Annotated in this window: 13 protein-coding genes; 2 read left to right on the forward strand and 11 right to left on the reverse strand. The window is 58.2% G+C overall.

All coding sequences use genetic code 11. The features are described 5' to 3' along the window. Positions 1-18 precede the first annotated feature (18 nt). Positions 19-2,487 (forward strand): glycerol-3-phosphate 1-O-acyltransferase PlsB, encoded by a 2,469-nt coding sequence (plsB, locus tag CLH62_RS16490; RefSeq protein ID WP_099619274.1) that lies wholly within the window; start codon positions 19-21, stop codon positions 2,485-2,487. 40 nt (positions 2,488-2,527) lie between these two features. Here plsB and CLH62_RS16495 read toward each other — a convergent pair whose 3' ends face one another. From CLH62_RS16495 to ppc, 6 genes are all read right to left on the reverse strand, one after another. Further along, positions 2,528-3,361 (reverse strand): class I SAM-dependent methyltransferase, encoded by an 834-nt coding sequence (locus CLH62_RS16495; RefSeq protein ID WP_099619275.1) that lies wholly within the window; start codon positions 3,359-3,361, stop codon positions 2,528-2,530. Beyond that, complete coding sequence (locus tag CLH62_RS16500; RefSeq protein WP_099619276.1) at positions 3,361-3,723, reverse strand: UDP pyrophosphate phosphatase; 363 nt, start codon at positions 3,721-3,723, stop codon at positions 3,361-3,363. Before CLH62_RS16500 ends, CLH62_RS16495 begins: the two co-directional genes overlap by 1 nt. A 115-nt stretch (positions 3,724-3,838) precedes the next feature. Then, complete coding sequence (tsaB, locus tag CLH62_RS16505) at positions 3,839-4,534, reverse strand: tRNA (adenosine(37)-N6)-threonylcarbamoyltransferase complex dimerization subunit type 1 TsaB (protein WP_099619277.1); 696 nt, start codon at positions 4,532-4,534, stop codon at positions 3,839-3,841. 34 nt (positions 4,535-4,568) lie between these two features. After that, positions 4,569-5,222 (reverse strand): adenylate kinase, encoded by a 654-nt coding sequence (adk, locus tag CLH62_RS16510; RefSeq protein WP_099619278.1) that lies wholly within the window; start codon positions 5,220-5,222, stop codon positions 4,569-4,571. A gap of 202 nt (positions 5,223-5,424) precedes the next feature. After that, complete coding sequence (locus tag CLH62_RS16515) at positions 5,425-6,795, reverse strand: HDOD domain-containing protein (RefSeq protein WP_099619279.1); 1,371 nt, start codon at positions 6,793-6,795, stop codon at positions 5,425-5,427. A gap of 58 nt (positions 6,796-6,853) precedes the next feature. Further along, complete coding sequence (gene ppc / locus CLH62_RS16520; RefSeq protein WP_099619280.1) at positions 6,854-9,499, reverse strand: phosphoenolpyruvate carboxylase; 2,646 nt, start codon at positions 9,497-9,499, stop codon at positions 6,854-6,856. Between the two features lie 104 nt (positions 9,500-9,603). Here ppc and CLH62_RS16525 point away from each other — a divergent pair, with 104 nt between their 5' ends. Beyond that, on the forward strand, positions 9,604-9,846 hold the full coding sequence (locus tag CLH62_RS16525; RefSeq protein ID WP_099619281.1) for a hypothetical protein: 243 nt from the start codon (positions 9,604-9,606) through the stop codon (positions 9,844-9,846). A gap of 25 nt (positions 9,847-9,871) precedes the next feature. On the opposite strand, the gene CLH62_RS16530 is transcribed toward CLH62_RS16525, so the two are convergent. From CLH62_RS16530 to cysM, 5 genes are all read right to left on the reverse strand, one after another. Continuing rightward, complete coding sequence (locus tag CLH62_RS16530; RefSeq protein WP_099619282.1) at positions 9,872-10,216, reverse strand: pilin assembly protein; 345 nt, start codon at positions 10,214-10,216, stop codon at positions 9,872-9,874. 139 nt (positions 10,217-10,355) lie between these two features. Then, positions 10,356-11,210: a nucleoside triphosphate pyrophosphohydrolase gene (gene mazG / locus CLH62_RS16535; protein ID WP_099619283.1), complete on the reverse strand. Its 855-nt coding sequence runs from the start codon at positions 11,208-11,210 to the stop codon at positions 10,356-10,358. After that, entirely contained in the window at positions 11,207-13,444 is a 2,238-nt protein-coding gene (gene relA / locus CLH62_RS16540) for a GTP diphosphokinase (RefSeq protein WP_099619284.1), read from the reverse strand. The genes mazG and relA overlap by 4 nt, the downstream gene beginning before the upstream one ends. 57 nt (positions 13,445-13,501) lie before the next feature. Further along, the gene (gene rlmD / locus CLH62_RS16545; RefSeq protein ID WP_099619285.1) at positions 13,502-14,851 is read right to left on the reverse strand and encodes a 23S rRNA (uracil(1939)-C(5))-methyltransferase RlmD; all 1,350 of its coding nucleotides are present in this window, start codon (positions 14,849-14,851) and stop codon (positions 13,502-13,504) included. Between the two features lie 26 nt (positions 14,852-14,877). Beyond that, positions 14,878-15,771 (reverse strand): cysteine synthase CysM, encoded by an 894-nt coding sequence (gene cysM, locus CLH62_RS16550; RefSeq protein ID WP_099619286.1) that lies wholly within the window; start codon positions 15,769-15,771, stop codon positions 14,878-14,880. Between the last annotated feature and the right edge of the window lie 135 nt (positions 15,772-15,906).

The following is a 15,906-nucleotide window of genomic DNA, read 5'->3' on the forward strand; positions in this document are numbered from 1 at the left end:
TCAACGGAGTTGCACTCTATGCGTCTTTACCAGGGCATTCGCAGCCTGATCCTGACCCTTTTGCGCAAGATACTGTTTATCTGGGTCCGGACAGATGTCAGCGGCAACAGCGTTGACGCCCTCGCCCTGGATCCGGACAAGCCGGTATGTTACGTGCTGCAATACAGCTCCCTCTCCGGCCGGCTGGTTCTGGAACAGGAAGTTATCCGGGCCGGATTGCCCGGAGCGGCAGAAGCACTGCCGGTTAAAAATGGGCCATCGCATTCATTCTTTTTTCTATACCGCCGGATTGGCGGCTTTTTCCGGGGACGCCAGGCACCGGCGCCCACCAGCGAGTTCCAGGCCCTGGTTCACTACGGCCTCGAACACCCGGATCAGGACGTCCAGATCGTTCCGGTTTCCCTGTTTTGGGGCCGCTCCCCGGACAAGGAGAAATCCCTGGTAAAACTGTTGCTGTCTGACACCTGGTCCATTGCCGGCAGGCTGCAGAAGCTTCTGATCATTATGGTCCACGGCCGCAACACATACGTCCAGTTCAATCAGCCCCTTTCGCTCAAACAGGTCATTGATGAATACCGCCATAACGAAGAGCGCGCCAACCGTAAACTGGCCCGGATACTCAGAACCCACTTCCGTCGGGTACGCCAGGCTGTCCTGGGACCGGACCTCTCCCACCGCCGCACCCTCGTCGCAGGTCTGGTGCGGACCCAGGCAGTAAAGGAAGCGATTCGGGAAACGGCCGCCAAAGACGATATTCCGCCGGAAAAGGTTCGCGCCAAAGCCTACAGGTATGCCGACGAAATTGCCGCCAGCATGTCTGTCGTCACCATTCGCGTTCTTGAGGTGGTGCTGTCCCGGCTGTGGAACCGGATCTACAAAGGCATTGCCATCAATAACATCCGGGTGGTGAAAGAGGTCGCCCAGGACAATGCAGTCGTTTACGTGCCCTGCCATCGTTCCCACATCGACTATCTGCTGCTGTCCTACGTGCTCTACAAGAACGGCCTGATGCCACCCCACATTGCGGCAGGAATCAACCTCAACATGCCCATCGTGGGTCCTGTCCTGCGCCGGGGCGGCGCCTTTTTCATGCGCCGCAGTTTCAAGGACAACCCGCTGTACGCCACCGTTTTCAACGAATACATGCATGTGATGTTTTCCCGGGGATATTCGGTGGAATACTTTGTCGAGGGCGGCCGAAGCCGAACAGGGCGGATGCTGCAACCCCGCCCAGGCATGCTGGCGATGACCGTCCGCAGCTTCCTCCGGGACCACCGCAAGCCCATTGTTTTTGTGCCGGTTTACATTGGCTACGAAAAGGTTATGGAGGGGCGCTCGTATCTTGGTGAACTACGCGGCAAGAAAAAAGAAAAAGAGAGTGTCTTCGGGTTGGCCAAAACGGCGCGCAAACTGAGCAATTCCTTTGGTCGCGTGGCGGTAAATTTCGGTGAGGCCATTCACCTTTCCGAAGTTCTGGATGATGTCCACGACAGCTGGCGCGAGGAAGCCTACGACGCCGGGTACCGCCCAGCCTGGCTTAACACGGCCGTATCCGAGCTCGCATTCCGGGTAGCCTCCAACATCAATGCCTCTGTCGCGGTTAATCCAATTGGCATGGCAGCGACGGTTCTGCTCGGGACCGAGCGCCTGGCCATGGACGAAGGCCAGCTGATCCGGCTGATGGATCAGTACGTCGCCCTGCTTAAAGCCTTCCCCTATGCCGAGACGGTCACCCTGCCTGAAGGCAGCGGTAAAGACTGGGTGGCATACTGCGAGGGCATGGGGCTGATCAACCGCCAGCCCCAGAAGCTGGGCGACATCATCGCCCTGGAAGGCAGCAATGCGATTCTGATGACCTACTACCGTAACAATATCCAGCACCTGTTCGCGCTGCCGTCGCTGATTGCCAGCCTCTTTGAGAACAAGGATTCCCTGAGGCGCGAGAAAATCGTGTTCCTGGCCAGCGTGGCCTATCCCTATCTGCAATCCGAGCTGTTCCTGAAGTACCAGCCGGATGAGACCGAAACCGTCATCAATCAGTGGATCGATGTTCTGATCGCCCAGGGTTTGCTGAAGCCTCTGGACGGCGACCGGATCGGCCGACCGGGCGAAGGCACCGAAGCCATGCTGAGACTTCGGGTGCTGTCACGTTTCATCATCCAGACCGTCGAGCGCTACCACATCGCGCTCGGTATCCTCCGGAAATACGGCTCGGGCAAGATCAGTGCAGCGGAACTGGAAGAGCAGAGCGCGCTGCTTGCCGAACGCATGTCGATCCTGTTTGGCCTGAATGCCCCGGAGTTCTTCGACAAGAGTCTGTTCCGGAATTTCATCGCCAACATGCAGAAGAACGGCGTGATCACCACCGATGACAACGGCTTGTTGTGTTATGGCGGGGGTCTTGACGAGGTGGCAGAAGACGCACGGCTGGTGCTGAGCGTCGAGAAGCGACAGGCGATTCAACAGGTTACGATGATGGGAGCCTGAGGCTCTTGATTGGACTGAGGGCTTCTCCCAGGCTAACGGTTTACTGGGGCGGCAGGGCCTTGATGGAATAGACATCGTAGCGGCTGCTTTTGCCCTCGGTGCGGGTGGTTGGCTCCGGCCCGGCAATTGCCGGCGCTTTTCGCGGCCGCTTGACCACCACCCGATAACGTGCGGCTGCAAGAGCCGCGGTAAGCAGCGACCCGGAATCATCGTCGTCACCGACAACCGTCCGGAACACCTGCATTTCCTTTTTGACCAGGGCCGACTTATCCCGGTGCGGAAACATCGGGTCCAGATAGATTACATCCGCGGCCTCACCACCAGCCCGTTCAAGCCAATCAATACTGCTGCCTTCCATCAACTGCATGCGTTCAACGATTGCCGCGCAGTCCACGTTCAGAGCGGCACGGGCCAGGCCATCCGCCAGGAGCGCATGGATCACCGGATTGCGCTCAAACAGCGTTACCCGGCACCCCAGAGCGGCCAGGATAAACGCATCCTGGCCAAGCCCGGCCGTGGCATCGACAATATGCAGGTTGGCGCGGGTTTTCTGCAGGCCGACAGCCTTGGCAACCAGCTGACCTGCCCCTCCGCCATGTTCACGCCGATAACCCATCTTGCCGGTAACGAATTCCGCCCGCACCGGCCCGGGCGCTCCCTTACCGGTAACTTGCAGGCCCAGGCCCTGCTCATCCAGGAACAACAGAACCGGGAAGTCGCGAACGTCCCTGGGTCGCACCACGCCCAGATTCTCCAGTAACAGTGACTCGGCCAGAGACTCGGCCTGAAACCTGTCCCCCAGTGGACTTCGGGCAATGGCAATGGTTTGGTGCCAGTCGGGGGGCATTACAAAAGAAGCAGAAGAATCAGGCATCAGACCAGAATATCAATTCCGGCCAGGCTGCCGCCGTTACTGGCTTCCTGACCGGCGGCCGCAACGGAAGCAAATGTCGACAGGGCCCGGGCGGCGGGCAAGGAGACTTCATCAGCCCGGAAACGTTCGAGACGGGCATCTTCGGAAGCACGCCTGGCTTCGACTCTGCGCTCGATACTTTCGGTGGGGTTTCGCTCACTGGTCAAACCCTGGCGGCCATCGGCAAGATCACGACGAGCTGATTCGCCCGTTTTCTCAGGCGATGAAGCGGGAGCGCGTGCGACATCACTGCGCTCGCGGACCTGGCTGTTATTGCCGGTCTGCGAAGCGAAATTGTTGCCCGGATTGATACCGCCAATCATGTTCAGGTACCGATGGCTGGATGACAGGAAAACTTTAGATGGAAGTATGGAAGATTATTGCCCGGAAGAAAAGACAGCTGTTCAGTCTTCACTCAGGCCTGGGTGATCGAACAGGCTACCGACCGGGCAACTTTTTCCAGGCCACTTCGTCGCGGATATACACCGGTTGGGCCTGCTCCGCCGGAACCGCCTTACCCTGCCGGAACGCGATAGCGGCCAACCGGGCAACCCAGGAGGCGCGAAGCACCAAAGCCTCGTCGACTGTTTCTACCTGCCCGGTTATTGCGGAGGGCATTCCGGAGCGATACTGCCAGCCCTGCCCAACGCCATACCAGTAATCGGGCCCCGACGGGAGAGTAACGTTTGCAGGAGGACACACATGCTCTTCACCCAGCAAAACCGGAAGACCGGCACGACACTCGAAACAGCCCCAGTAGACCTCCCCCATGCGGGCATCAAAGGCCACGGCGATACCGCTGTTCTCGGGAACAGCCAGGGTTTCGATCGCGCCAAGAGCAACCGCTTCAAGAGAAGAAACCGGTACCACCGGAATATCCAGCCCCCAGGCTAGCCCCTGTACCACCCCGGTTGCGATACGCAGGCCGGTAAAGGAACCTGGGCCACAGGCAAACGCCAGGGCATCCAGATCGGCAGGCACAAGGTCCTGCGCCAGGAGCAGCTCCCGTACCATCGGCATCAGCAGCCGGGTGTGGCCTCGCGGGGCAAGCTCAAAACGTTCAGAGATCTCGCCATCAACAAGAAGGGCTGCGGAGCAGCCCTCTGATGACGTATCCAGTGCCAGCAGTTTCACGCGTGTGAAAACCTCAGGTCAGGATGCCGTGGATTTACTTGAGTTCGGACAGAATCTGGTCGCGAATGCTGTCCAGGCTGCCAACACCTTCAACGCGCACGTACCTGGGCGCCGCGGCCGGATCTTTTGATGCCCAGTCCTGGTAGTAACCGATCAGCGGTGCAGTCTGGTCGTGGTAGATTTTCAGACGCTTGCGCACCGTTTCTTCCTTGTCATCTTCACGCTGAACCAGTGGCTCACCGGTTTCGTTGTCCTTGCCTTCCACCTTGGGCGGATCATATTTTACATGGTAAATCCGGCCACTACCTTCGTGAACCCGGCGGCCGGACAGGCGGCTGACGATCTCTTCGTCGTCGACAGCAATCTCGACAACATAATCAATGGCAATCCCCTGATCTTTCAAGGCCTCAGCCTGGGGAATGGTGCGGGGGAAACCGTCCAGCAGGAAGCCGTTCTTGCAATCCGGCTGCTGGATACGCTCTTCAATCAGAGCAATGATGATATCGTCGGACACCAGGCCGCCGGTCGCCATGACTTCCTTCACCTGCTTACCCAGCTCGGACTCTGCTTTGACCGCCGCCCGCAGCATGTCACCGGTGGAGATCTGGGGAATATCAAACCGTTCGGTTATGAACTGGGCCTGAGTCCCCTTACCTGCGCCCGGCGCGCCTAACATGATGATTCGCATAACGCTGTGCTCCCGTTTTAGTCATTATCGTTTGAAAAGCTGTGGCAAAAACCCCCGCCTTTGCGACAGCCTCTCCTATCCGGAACAGGTGTTAGCCGGAATCAGCGAGGGCGCATTATACGAAGTCAGCCACCTCAGAGAAAGTCGACCTCCGTATCATGCACCGGAAGTGCGCATTTCCCCCGCAAACAACGCCAGGATGTCAGGATGACAGGGAGCTGGCCAAGGCGTCCAGATCCGGAGCCACCCGGTCAATTTCTGCTTTGAGTTCATCCAGCATATTTGGCTGCAGGCCCAGTCCTTCCACCAGCGCTGGCACATCGTCGGGATTGAACTCATCACCGATGCCGCGTTCTTTGAGCAAGGCATTCGACAGCTGCACCATCAACACATAATTTTCATGCTCACCATGATAGCCGGGCTGCTGATGAACGCCGGCTGCCTTGACCACTGGATCAGGCAACTGCCACAGGCGATGGAGGATTCCGCCAATGGCACCATGGCCCACAGCAAGAATTTCCTGCCCATCCCCCTGGCCGAATACCTGCTGCTCAAGGGAATGCATGCTGGCTTCAGGGTTGGCTTCACGGAGCTGATTAAGCTCATCAAATTCGGAGGGGAACAGGTGCCCCACCAGCAACAGGCCAAAGTTATGTAGCAGCCCGCACAGATAACCAAGGCCTTTCTCGGCACCGCATTTTGGTGCAATGGTCTGGCACAGAAACGCACAATACAGCGAGTGGCACCAGAAATTATCCATACCCAGCATCCCCTGGCGGGGCACCTCAAATGCCCTGACAGACGCGATACCGAGGGCAATATGGGCGACGCGATCAAAGCCGAGCACTCGGGTTACCGCTTCCTGCACCGAATTGATCTGGCCGGGATAATTGAACAGGGCAGATCGGGCATAACGCATGATCTGGGCCGTCAGACTCGGGTCAAACTCAATGAGCTCGGCCAGCTCGCGGGCGGTGGCATCGGTATTTGCGGTCAGCCGGAGAATGCGCAGGGCAAGGGCTGGCATTGGTGGCAGGCGGTAGAGTTTCTGGAGTTTGTCGGCCACTTCCTCCAGGGTCAGCGCCTCACGGTTGCCATTTCCCGGCCCACGGATGACCAGATGCCCTTCCCTGGCACCCTCCAGCGCCAACCTGAGGGACCGGCCATCCATTTCTACCAGAGAGTGATCGGTACCGCTGGAGAAAAGCACCCTCTCCGCCTTGAGGACATCTTCATCCACCACCACCGGAAGCTCATAAGCCTGGCCTACAGGTGGAGTAAATCCCGGATCACAATCCGCGAAAAGGCGCATGGTCTGACGAGCGGTCAGAGGTTGCAACCGGCGACTGGTCAATTGATGAACCGCATCCAGGTCCAGAGAGCTATCGAACTTGTGGACGGCCATCATCACTCCGTTGATATCAATCAACAATGTTCCCCGGATAAAATCCGCCTGGGGCAACCCTGAGGCGATTACCGCTGAATCCAGGCTGGTAACCTGATCAATCGGCAACTCCTGAAAACCAATGCCCTTGCGGGCCAGAAAACGCTCCAATCGTGCAGCCAGTGCCACAGCTTACTCCTGTTATCCAACGTCAGCGGTCGGGCTACCCGACCTCCATCCAGCACTATTAGCCGGTGTTGCGCATGCCCGCAGAGATACCCGCCATGGTCACTTTCAGGGCCCGCTCTACCAGCTCAGGCACTTCGCCTTTGCCCTCACTTTCCCGATCACGTCTGAGCAACTCGGCCTGCAAATAATGCAGCGGATCCGTGTAGGGATTACGCACCCGCATGGAGTGGGCGAACACCGGTTCGTCCTCCAGCAAGTCGTTCTGCTCCTTGAGCTCAAGAAGCCGCTGAATGCAACCCATAAGTCGCGCTCTCAAGCTTTCGCCGAGAGCTTTGAGTTTCTCGTCATCCAGCAAGGTCTGCTCATAATAGCTGGCAATGCGCAAATCTGCTTTTGCCAGCACCATTTCCAGCATATCCACATAGGTGCGGAAGAACGGCCAGCCCTGCATCATCTCTCTGAGGACGGGGAGCCGATTATCCCGAGCTGCCTCTTCCAGAGCCACATCACTGCCAAGCCAGCTGGGCAACATCAGCCGCATCTGGGTCCAGGCGAAAATCCAGGGAATAGCCCGGAGACTCTCCACGCCACCGGTCGCTTTTCTGCGTGCCGGCCGGCTGCCAAGCGCCAGTTTACCCAGGGCCTGCTCCGGCGTGACCTGGCGAAAATAGGGTACAAAATCCGGATTCTCCCGGACCACGTCCCGGTATGCCTTTAGGGAGCGCTCAGTGAGCCAGTCCATGGTTTCACGCCAACTGTCCTCCGGCTTCGGTGGCGGGGCCAGGGTCGCCTCGATAACCGCTGTGGTGTAAAGGGTCAGGCTCTGCACCGCCAGCCTGGGCAAACCGAACTTGAAGCGGATCATTTCACCCTGCTCGGTAATCCGGAAACTGCCGTTTACCGAGCCCGGCGGCTGGGACAAAATCGCCCGATTGGCCGGACCACCGCCACGACCGACGGTGCCGCCACGACCATGGAACAGAGTCAGGTGCACACCGTACTGGTTCGCAACGTGGGTGAGCTTCTCCTGGGCCTGATACTGCGCCCAGGCGGCCATGAGCTGGCCGGCATCCTTGGAGGAATCGGAGTAACCAATCATGACTTCCTGGCGACCCTGGCAATATTCCCGGTACCACTCCACCTCATACAGAGCAGCCATACTTTCCGGCGCGCCACGCAGGTCGTCCAGGGTTTCAAACAGGGGCACCACCCGCATCGGGTATTTCATTCCGGATTCCCGCAGTAGCAGAATCACGCTCAGTACGTCGGATGGCTTGCTGGCCATGGAGATTACGTAGGAACCCAAAGCCTGGGGGGTCTGCTGAGCCACGACCTCACAGGTAGCAAGCACCTCCGCAACCGACTCCGAGAGTTCCCAGTTCCGGGGCACCATTGGCCGGCGGCCCTGAAGCTCTTGCACCAGAAATGCCTGACGCTCCTGCTCGGACCAGGACAGGTAATCCCCCAAACCAAGATAATCCACCATCTCGGCCACCGCTTCGGCATGACGACTAGCCTCCTGGCGAATATCCAGCCGGATCAGAGGAAGGCCGAAGGTGTGGGCCCGGCGAATTGTGTCGAGCAGCGGGCCATTGGCAATTGTTTCCAGGCCGCAATCAACCAGAGACCGGTAACAGAGCTCCAGAGGCCCGGTAAAGCCCTCGTTTTCGAATAAAATTCCGGTGTTATCCGCCGGTTCGCCGTTAATGCTCGCTTCGGCCCACTCTCGAGTTTTAATCAGCCGGTCACGGAGTTCGGCGAGGACATGCCGATAGGGTTCCCGGGAACCACCAGCAACTGCCATCAGCTCATCGCTTGCCTGCCACATGGACAGCTCGGCTCTCAATGCCTGAATATCCCTCAGGTATAGATCCGCAGCCATCCAGCGCCCCAGCAGGAAAACCTTGCGGGTAACTTTATGGGTCACGTTCGGATTACCGTCGCGGTCGCCCCCCATCCAGGACGCAATCCGGATTGGAGACGCCTGCAAGGGCAGCCCATTACCAGTAGCCCCCTCCAAGGAGGTGTCGAGGCTTCTCAGAAACTGCGGTAACGCCTGCCAGAGGCTGTTTTCAATCACCGCAAATCCCCATTTGGCTTCATCCACTGCTGTTGGCCGCTCATGGCGAATCTCGTCGGTATGCCAGGCTTCTGTAACCAGCTGGGACAGGCGGTTCGCAATTTCCTCGCTCTCCGCGGGCATCAGGTCGTCATGGTCCAGCCTGGCCAGGCAATCCGACATTTCATCGTATTTCATGATCAGTGTGCGGCGGGCCACTTCGGTGGGATGAGCGGTCAGAACAAATTCGATCCGCAGATCGGCAACCCGCTTGTGGAGCTCCTCCGGACTGATGCCCCCGGTTTTCAGGCGATCAAAAACCTCACTCAGAGATTCAACCATGAGATCAGACTGATGGCCTCGTTTACGCCGTATGCCATGGTATTGCTCAGCCAGGTTGGCGAGGTTCAGAAACTGGTTGAAAGCCCGGGTAACCGGCAGGAGCTCGTCATCGCGCAGCTTGCCCAGCAAGCTCACCAGCCTCTGGCCCGAGCCACTTTCGTGAAGGCGGTCCGCCTTTGCCGCGGCCCGGATTTCCTCGATCAACTCATAACAATCCTGCCCGGGGTATCGTCGTATGCTCTGGCCCAGCAGCTCGCCCAACATTCGCACGTTTTCTCGGAGATCGGGGTGTAACTCAGTCACATTGACGTCCTTTTGAATTGACGGAGGCAAAGTAAACTTACGATACTAAGGAACAGTCGAGAAAGTCTATTGGCGATTCAAGCCTCTAGCTATAAGGAGTCATCATGAAGGTTACTGACCTGCCCAAACACTGGGAAAAGCAAAAGGAGCCCGTGGAACGCACGCACGATTACAATTTGCGCCTTCCATTGGAGGATGCTGCACGGGTGGCTGCACTGGCCGAGCTATACCCGGACCGCAGTGAGAGCGATATCCTGAACGATATGATTGGTGCGGCTCTGGACGATCTGGTTCGCCAGAGTCCGCTGAAGGACAGACTGGAAGGAAAGGACAAGACAGGCAAATAGGCAACGACGGGCAATTAACTGCCCGTCAGGCTACTGATTCCAGCTGGCGAGCCTTGAGACGCTGAATGTGCTTCTGGCTCAGACTGACAAACCTCGGAGTCAGGCCCTGATCCTCGTAGATCTCAAAACCATCCTCGTCATAAGCCACCACTTTGGTGCCCTGAACATAAGGGAAGCTGGTTTCCATCTCATCCAGTGCTGCGGAAATCAGATCCCGCATCAGATCCTGGGATGACTTCATTGGATAGAGCGCTGCGAGCTTTTCGAGGCGCTTGTGATGCTGGTCAGACAACGCTGTGAAATAAGCGTCTCGGGTAAGCCGACCACGAGCATGCTTGTCCCAGTAGTTGACCAGATCTTTGATTTTCATGGTGCCTTCACTCCTGCATCTTATTGATACCGCACGGCGCACGAAAACTGTGCGTCCGTTTCCGGAAGTGTAGACGAAGCCATCGCTCCGGGGGCCAGAAAATTGGTAACGGATTGTACCTACCGGCAGGCTTTGTCAGTCAGCCATTTCCGCCCCGCTCCACGCCTTTGACCGCCTGCCAGACGGCATCCAGCGCCTCCAGCGATTCTTCGTCCATGTTGCGTCCCTCACGCTCAAGCACCCGTTCAATCGCCCGGAAGCGGGCATCAAATTTGTGGTTGGTTCGTTTGAGGGCCTGCTCAGGATTGACTTTCATGAACCGTGCCAGGTTTACACAGACAAACAGGAGATCGCCCAGCTCATCTTCCACGGCATCGGGATCTCCCTTACCTGATTGCGCCGCTCCCCAGGCTTCCTTGAGCTCGTCGATCTCTTCATGGAGCTTGTCGAACACGGGGCCGATATCCGGCCAGTCAAAGCCGTGGCGGGCGGCACGTTTCTGGAGCTTTTCAGCCCGGGCCATAGCCGGCAGGGTTCGGGCAATGCCATCAAGCCGACTGGATGGCTCATTGGTCTCCGGTGCGGGTGCCAGTGCCCTCTCTTCCGCCTTGATGCGCTCCCAGCTTTCCTTGATCCAGCCTTCATCCGGCCGGTTATCCGGGTCGATACAGCTTTCCAGTGTCCCCTCGGGAAAGACGTGTGGGTGCCGACGTACCAGTTTCCGGACCAGATGATCGACCACACCGTCAAAATCAAAATGCCCGTCTTCCCGTCCGATCTGGGCGTAGAAGATCACCTGGAACAGAAGGTCGCCCAATTCATCCTTCAAATGCGGGTAATCCTCGCGTTCGATGGCATCGGCGACTTCGTAGGCCTCTTCAAGGGTGTGGGGCACAATGGTCTTGTAGGTCTGTCGGGTGTCCCACGGGCAGCCGGTCTCCGGATCCCGGAGCCGGGCCATCAGGGTTTTCAGGTCGTCCATGGTGTAGCTCATCCGCGCTTACGCCTTACATCAATGATATTGGGCAGGTTACGGATCTGCGCCAGCAAACGGGCCAACTGCTCCAGACTGGAAATTTCCACAGTCAATAACATAGTGGCCGTGTTTTCATCCTTGTTACTCAGGGTATTCAGTGCCAGAACATCACTCTTGGACGAGGACAGAACCTGGGTAATGTCCCTCAGTAATCCGGACCGGTCGTAGGCTTCAATCTCGACGTCCACCGGGTAGACAGCCGCCGGCCGCCCACCCCAGCTCACCTCGATTATCCGGTTCGGTTCAAACTCCCGCAGATTCAGGAACGTCAGGCAATCCTGACGGTGCACCGTCACCCCGCGCCCTACCGTGATATAGCCACCGATGGCATCTCCGGGCAAGGGCTTGCAGCATTTCGCTACCTGGGTTTTTAGCTTGCCTACGCCAACAATCTGGATATCGGATTCGGTGTCGTAAGGCTTGCGCCGCTGGGAGCTGAGCTTGAGGTCCAGTTGCTCGGATTTCGGCTCCAGCATCTGCTGGGCAACGTTGGCGACATGGGTCGGGCGCAGATCGCCGGCACCAACGGCGGCAAACATGTCCTCGGCGCTGTGGTAATTCACCTTCGCTGCCAACTCGCCCAGATCCACGTCGTAAAGCGACAGGCGTCTGAATTCGTCTTCAAGGATAGCCCGGCCGTCAATGATATTGCGGCCGCGATCCTGTTGCTTGAACCAGTGCGTCACCTTGGCCCGGGCCCGGGAGGTCTGGATGTAGCCGAGGCTCGGGTTCAGCCAGTCCCGGCTGGGGGACGGATTGTTGGAGGTCAGGACAAACACCTGGTCCCCGGTTCTCAGTGGATAGGTCAGCGGCACGATACGGCTGTTCACCCGCGCTCCGCGGCAGGCATGGCCGATCTCGGTATGGACCCGATAGGCGAAATCCACCGGGGTCGCACCCTGGGGCAGATCCACCACATGGCCCTCGGGCGTGAATACGTATACCCGGTCCGATGTCACATCGGATTTCAGATGGTCCGCCAGCCCGGACAGGTCGCCAAGCTCTTCCTGCCACTCAAGAACCTGGCGCAGCCAGTTAATCTTGGCATCGTACCCAGTGGACTTGTTGCCTTTGTCCGTGCCCTTGTACAGCCAGTGGGCACACACGCCCAGCTCCGCTTCCTCGTGCATCTTGTGAGTACGGATCTGGACTTCCATGACCTTGCCTTCCGGCCCGATCACCGCCGTATGCAGCGACTGGTACCCGTTTTCCTTGGGGTTGGCAATATAGTCGTCGAACTCGTTCGGGATATGGCGCCACAGGGTATGGACGATCCCGAGTGCGGCATAGCAGTCCCGAACTTCCGGCACCAGAATTCGAACCGCACGGACGTCATACACCTGGGAAAAGTCGATACCCTTGCGCCGCATCTTCCGCCAGATGCTGTAGATGTGCTTGGCCCGGCCGGAGAGCTCGCCCTCGATGCCGAATGCTTTCAGCTCTGTCTGCAGGGTCTCAAGCACCCGCTTGATGTAGCCTTCCCGGTCCAGGCGCTTTTCATCAAGCAGCTTGGCAATCTTTTTGTAGGCAGACCCGTGCAGGTAGCGGAAGGACAGATCCTCCAGCTCCCATTTGATGTGGCCTATGCCAAGGCGATGGGCAAGCGGGGCATAAATATCGAACACTTCCCGGGCGACACGCATGCGCTTCTCTTCGGTGCCATTCTTGACGGCCCGGATGGCACAGGTTCGCTCTGCGAGCTTGATCAGGGCAACACGCACGTCGTCAATCATGGTAACGAGCATCTTGCGAACGTTGTCCAGCTGGCCTTCACTCTGCCCCAGCACATTGCCCTTAAGCGGGTGATGAATGGAGGAAATCGCCGCCATTTGCTGAACGCCGTTGATCAGGCCTGCGACCTCATCGCCAAATTCCTTGCGGATATCTTCAAGAGGAACCCGTTCCTCACGAACTGCCCGATACAGAATCGCGGCCACGAGGCTGGCCTGGTCCAGATGCAGCTCCGCCAGCACCTGGGCCATTTCGATACCAATACGAAAACTGCTGGAACCGGGCGCCCACAGGCGGTCTTCCCGGAACGCCTGCAGATCAATTTCAGCCGCCTTTTCGCAGGCTCGCCGGAACTGGTCAACGTTTTCCAGATGTGTTTGCGAGGCAATCTGGTGTACCCAGCCCTCAATATCCACCTGGCCGTCGCCAGTCATTGCGTAGTCTTCGCGAACTTTTACCATATCAGTCTTGTTGTTCCTGATGGTTTACACAGCCATCCCTGACTGCCCACGACATCTTCAGCCGGAATCCCGCTCGAAAAGCGCGATGGATTCCACATGGGTGGTGTGGGGAAACATGTCCATCACACCCGCGCGTACCAAGCGATAGCCGTTACGCACCATAACGCCGGCGTCCCGCGCCAGCGTCGCCGGATTGCAGGACACATAAACAATTTTCCTGGCGCCGAACGCCGTGAGGTACTTGCAGATTTCCTCAGCGCCCGAGCGGGGCGGATCGATGAGGATCTTGTCAAAACCTTCCTTTGCCCAGCCCTGGCCGGTAAAGTCCCCGTGCAGGTCGGTACCGTGAAAAGCGACATTGTCCAGACCATTAAGTTCCGCGTTTTCCTGGCCGCGAACCACCATGGCCTCATCCCCTTCCACGCCTACAACCTGCGCGCCCTTCCTGGCCAGTGGCAGGGTAAAATTGCCAAGGCCGCAAAACAGGTCCAGTACCCGCTCCTCTGGCTCAACATCCAGCCACTCGACCGCCCTGTGTACCATCGCCCGGTTAATGCCTGCATTGACCTGGGTAAAATCCATGGGATGAAACCGCATGGTCAGGTCGAATTCTTCCAGCCGGTAACTCAGGCGCTCGTCATCCCGGCCAGCGGATTCTGGCCAGATCCGGTGCACGGTATCCGGCCCCTTGGGCTGCAGGTAAATATGCAAATCGTGGGCCTGACCAAAGGCAATGAGCTTCTCCCGGTCACCCGCCGATAGCTCATCCATGTTCCGGAACACCATCACCGCCACATCATCACCACAAGCCACTTCCACCTGGGCAATCCGGCTGTATGCCTCCAGATCATGAAGCATGTTGCGCAGGGGCAGCACCCGCTCCCCGATGCGCGGATCCAGCACAACGCAACGATCTATGTCGGTCAGGAAGCTGTTGCGCTTCTCCCGGAAACCCACCAGAACGGACTCCCGGGCCTTCACGTAACGGACCCCAAGGCGCGCCTTGCGGCGATAGCCCAGGCTGCTTTCCGAGCGCAGGGGTTCGACCCATTCTTCAGGCTCAATGCCCCCAAAGTGAGCAAAATGCTCACGCAGGGTGTTTTCCTTGAACTGTATCTGGGCGTCACCACTCATGTGCTGAAGGCTGCAGCCCCCGCACAGGTCGGCGAACTCGCACGGCGGTGTCTGCCGGTCCGGCGCAGCTTCCAGCACCTGCTCGGTTCGTAACTCATCGAATTTGCTACGACTGGATACTACTTTGGCCATGACCGTTTCCCCGGGCAGGGCGCCATCCACAAACTGGGTCTTGCCGTCCTGACGGGCGATTCCCCGGCCATCGTGGCTCAGGGTTTCAATTTCACAGCGCACAGGCTCTTTGGGAAGAACCTTCCTGCGTCGTCTGCTCATACTCAAGTCTCTTGGTGAAAACGGATTCAGGCGCCGGGAAACACACCGGTGGACAAATAGCGGTCGCCGCGGTCACAGATAATGGCCACGATGATGGCATTTTCAACCTGCTGCGACAGTTTCAGAGCGGCGGCAATGGAACCGCCCGAGGATACCCCACAAAAGATACCTTCTTCTGAGGCAAGGGCCCTCATGGTGGTCTCGGCCTCTTCCTGCCCGATATCCAGTACCTGGTCCACTCGGGCAGCATCGTAGATTTTCGGCAGGTAGGCCTCCGGCCAGCGCCGGATTCCGGGGATGGATGCGCCCTCTTTCGGCTGCAGACCAATAATGCGAATATCCGGGTTACGTTCCTTGAGGTACCGGGAAACGCCCATGATGGTGCCAGTGGTACCCATGGAACTGACAAAGTGGGTGACACGCCCCTCAGTTTGCTCCCAGATTTCCGGGCCTGTCGTCCGGTAGTGCGCCAGCGGGTTATCCTGGTTGCTGAACTGGTCCAGTACCTTGCCCTTGCCTTCTGCTTCCATCTTCAGGGCCAGGTCGCGTGCGGTTTCCATGCCCTCTTCTTTAGAGACCGTGACGATCTCCGCACCGTAGGCGCGCATGGAGGCCCGTCGCTCTTCACTCATATTGGCAGGCATGATCAGCACCATGCGGTAGCCCTTTATTGCTGCAGCCATGGCGAGTGCTATACCGGTATTGCCACTGGTTGCCTCGATCAGGGTATCCCCGGGTTTGATTTCACCGCGGCGTTCCGCCTCCTGGATCATACTGATGGCCGGGCGATCCTTCACCGAGCCGGCAGGATTGTTGCCTTCCAGTTTGGCCAGGATAATGTTGCTGGTCTCACCGGGGAGACGCTGGAGGCGAACCAGAGGGGTGTGCCCGACATAATCTGCAATGGTGGAAAAGTTCATATGATAACCCTATGGTACACTTTTGGTTTCGCATGATACGCGTTATCGGCCCGGTCTCCCAATACAGCTTCTCGCTATATCCATGACCGGTGGCTATATCCCCCAGGGGAATTTCCGGTGCTGCCGGGACTGATA

This window comes from Marinobacter guineae (genome assembly GCF_002744735.1).
GTDB lineage: Bacteria > Pseudomonadota > Gammaproteobacteria > Pseudomonadales > Oleiphilaceae > Marinobacter > Marinobacter guineae.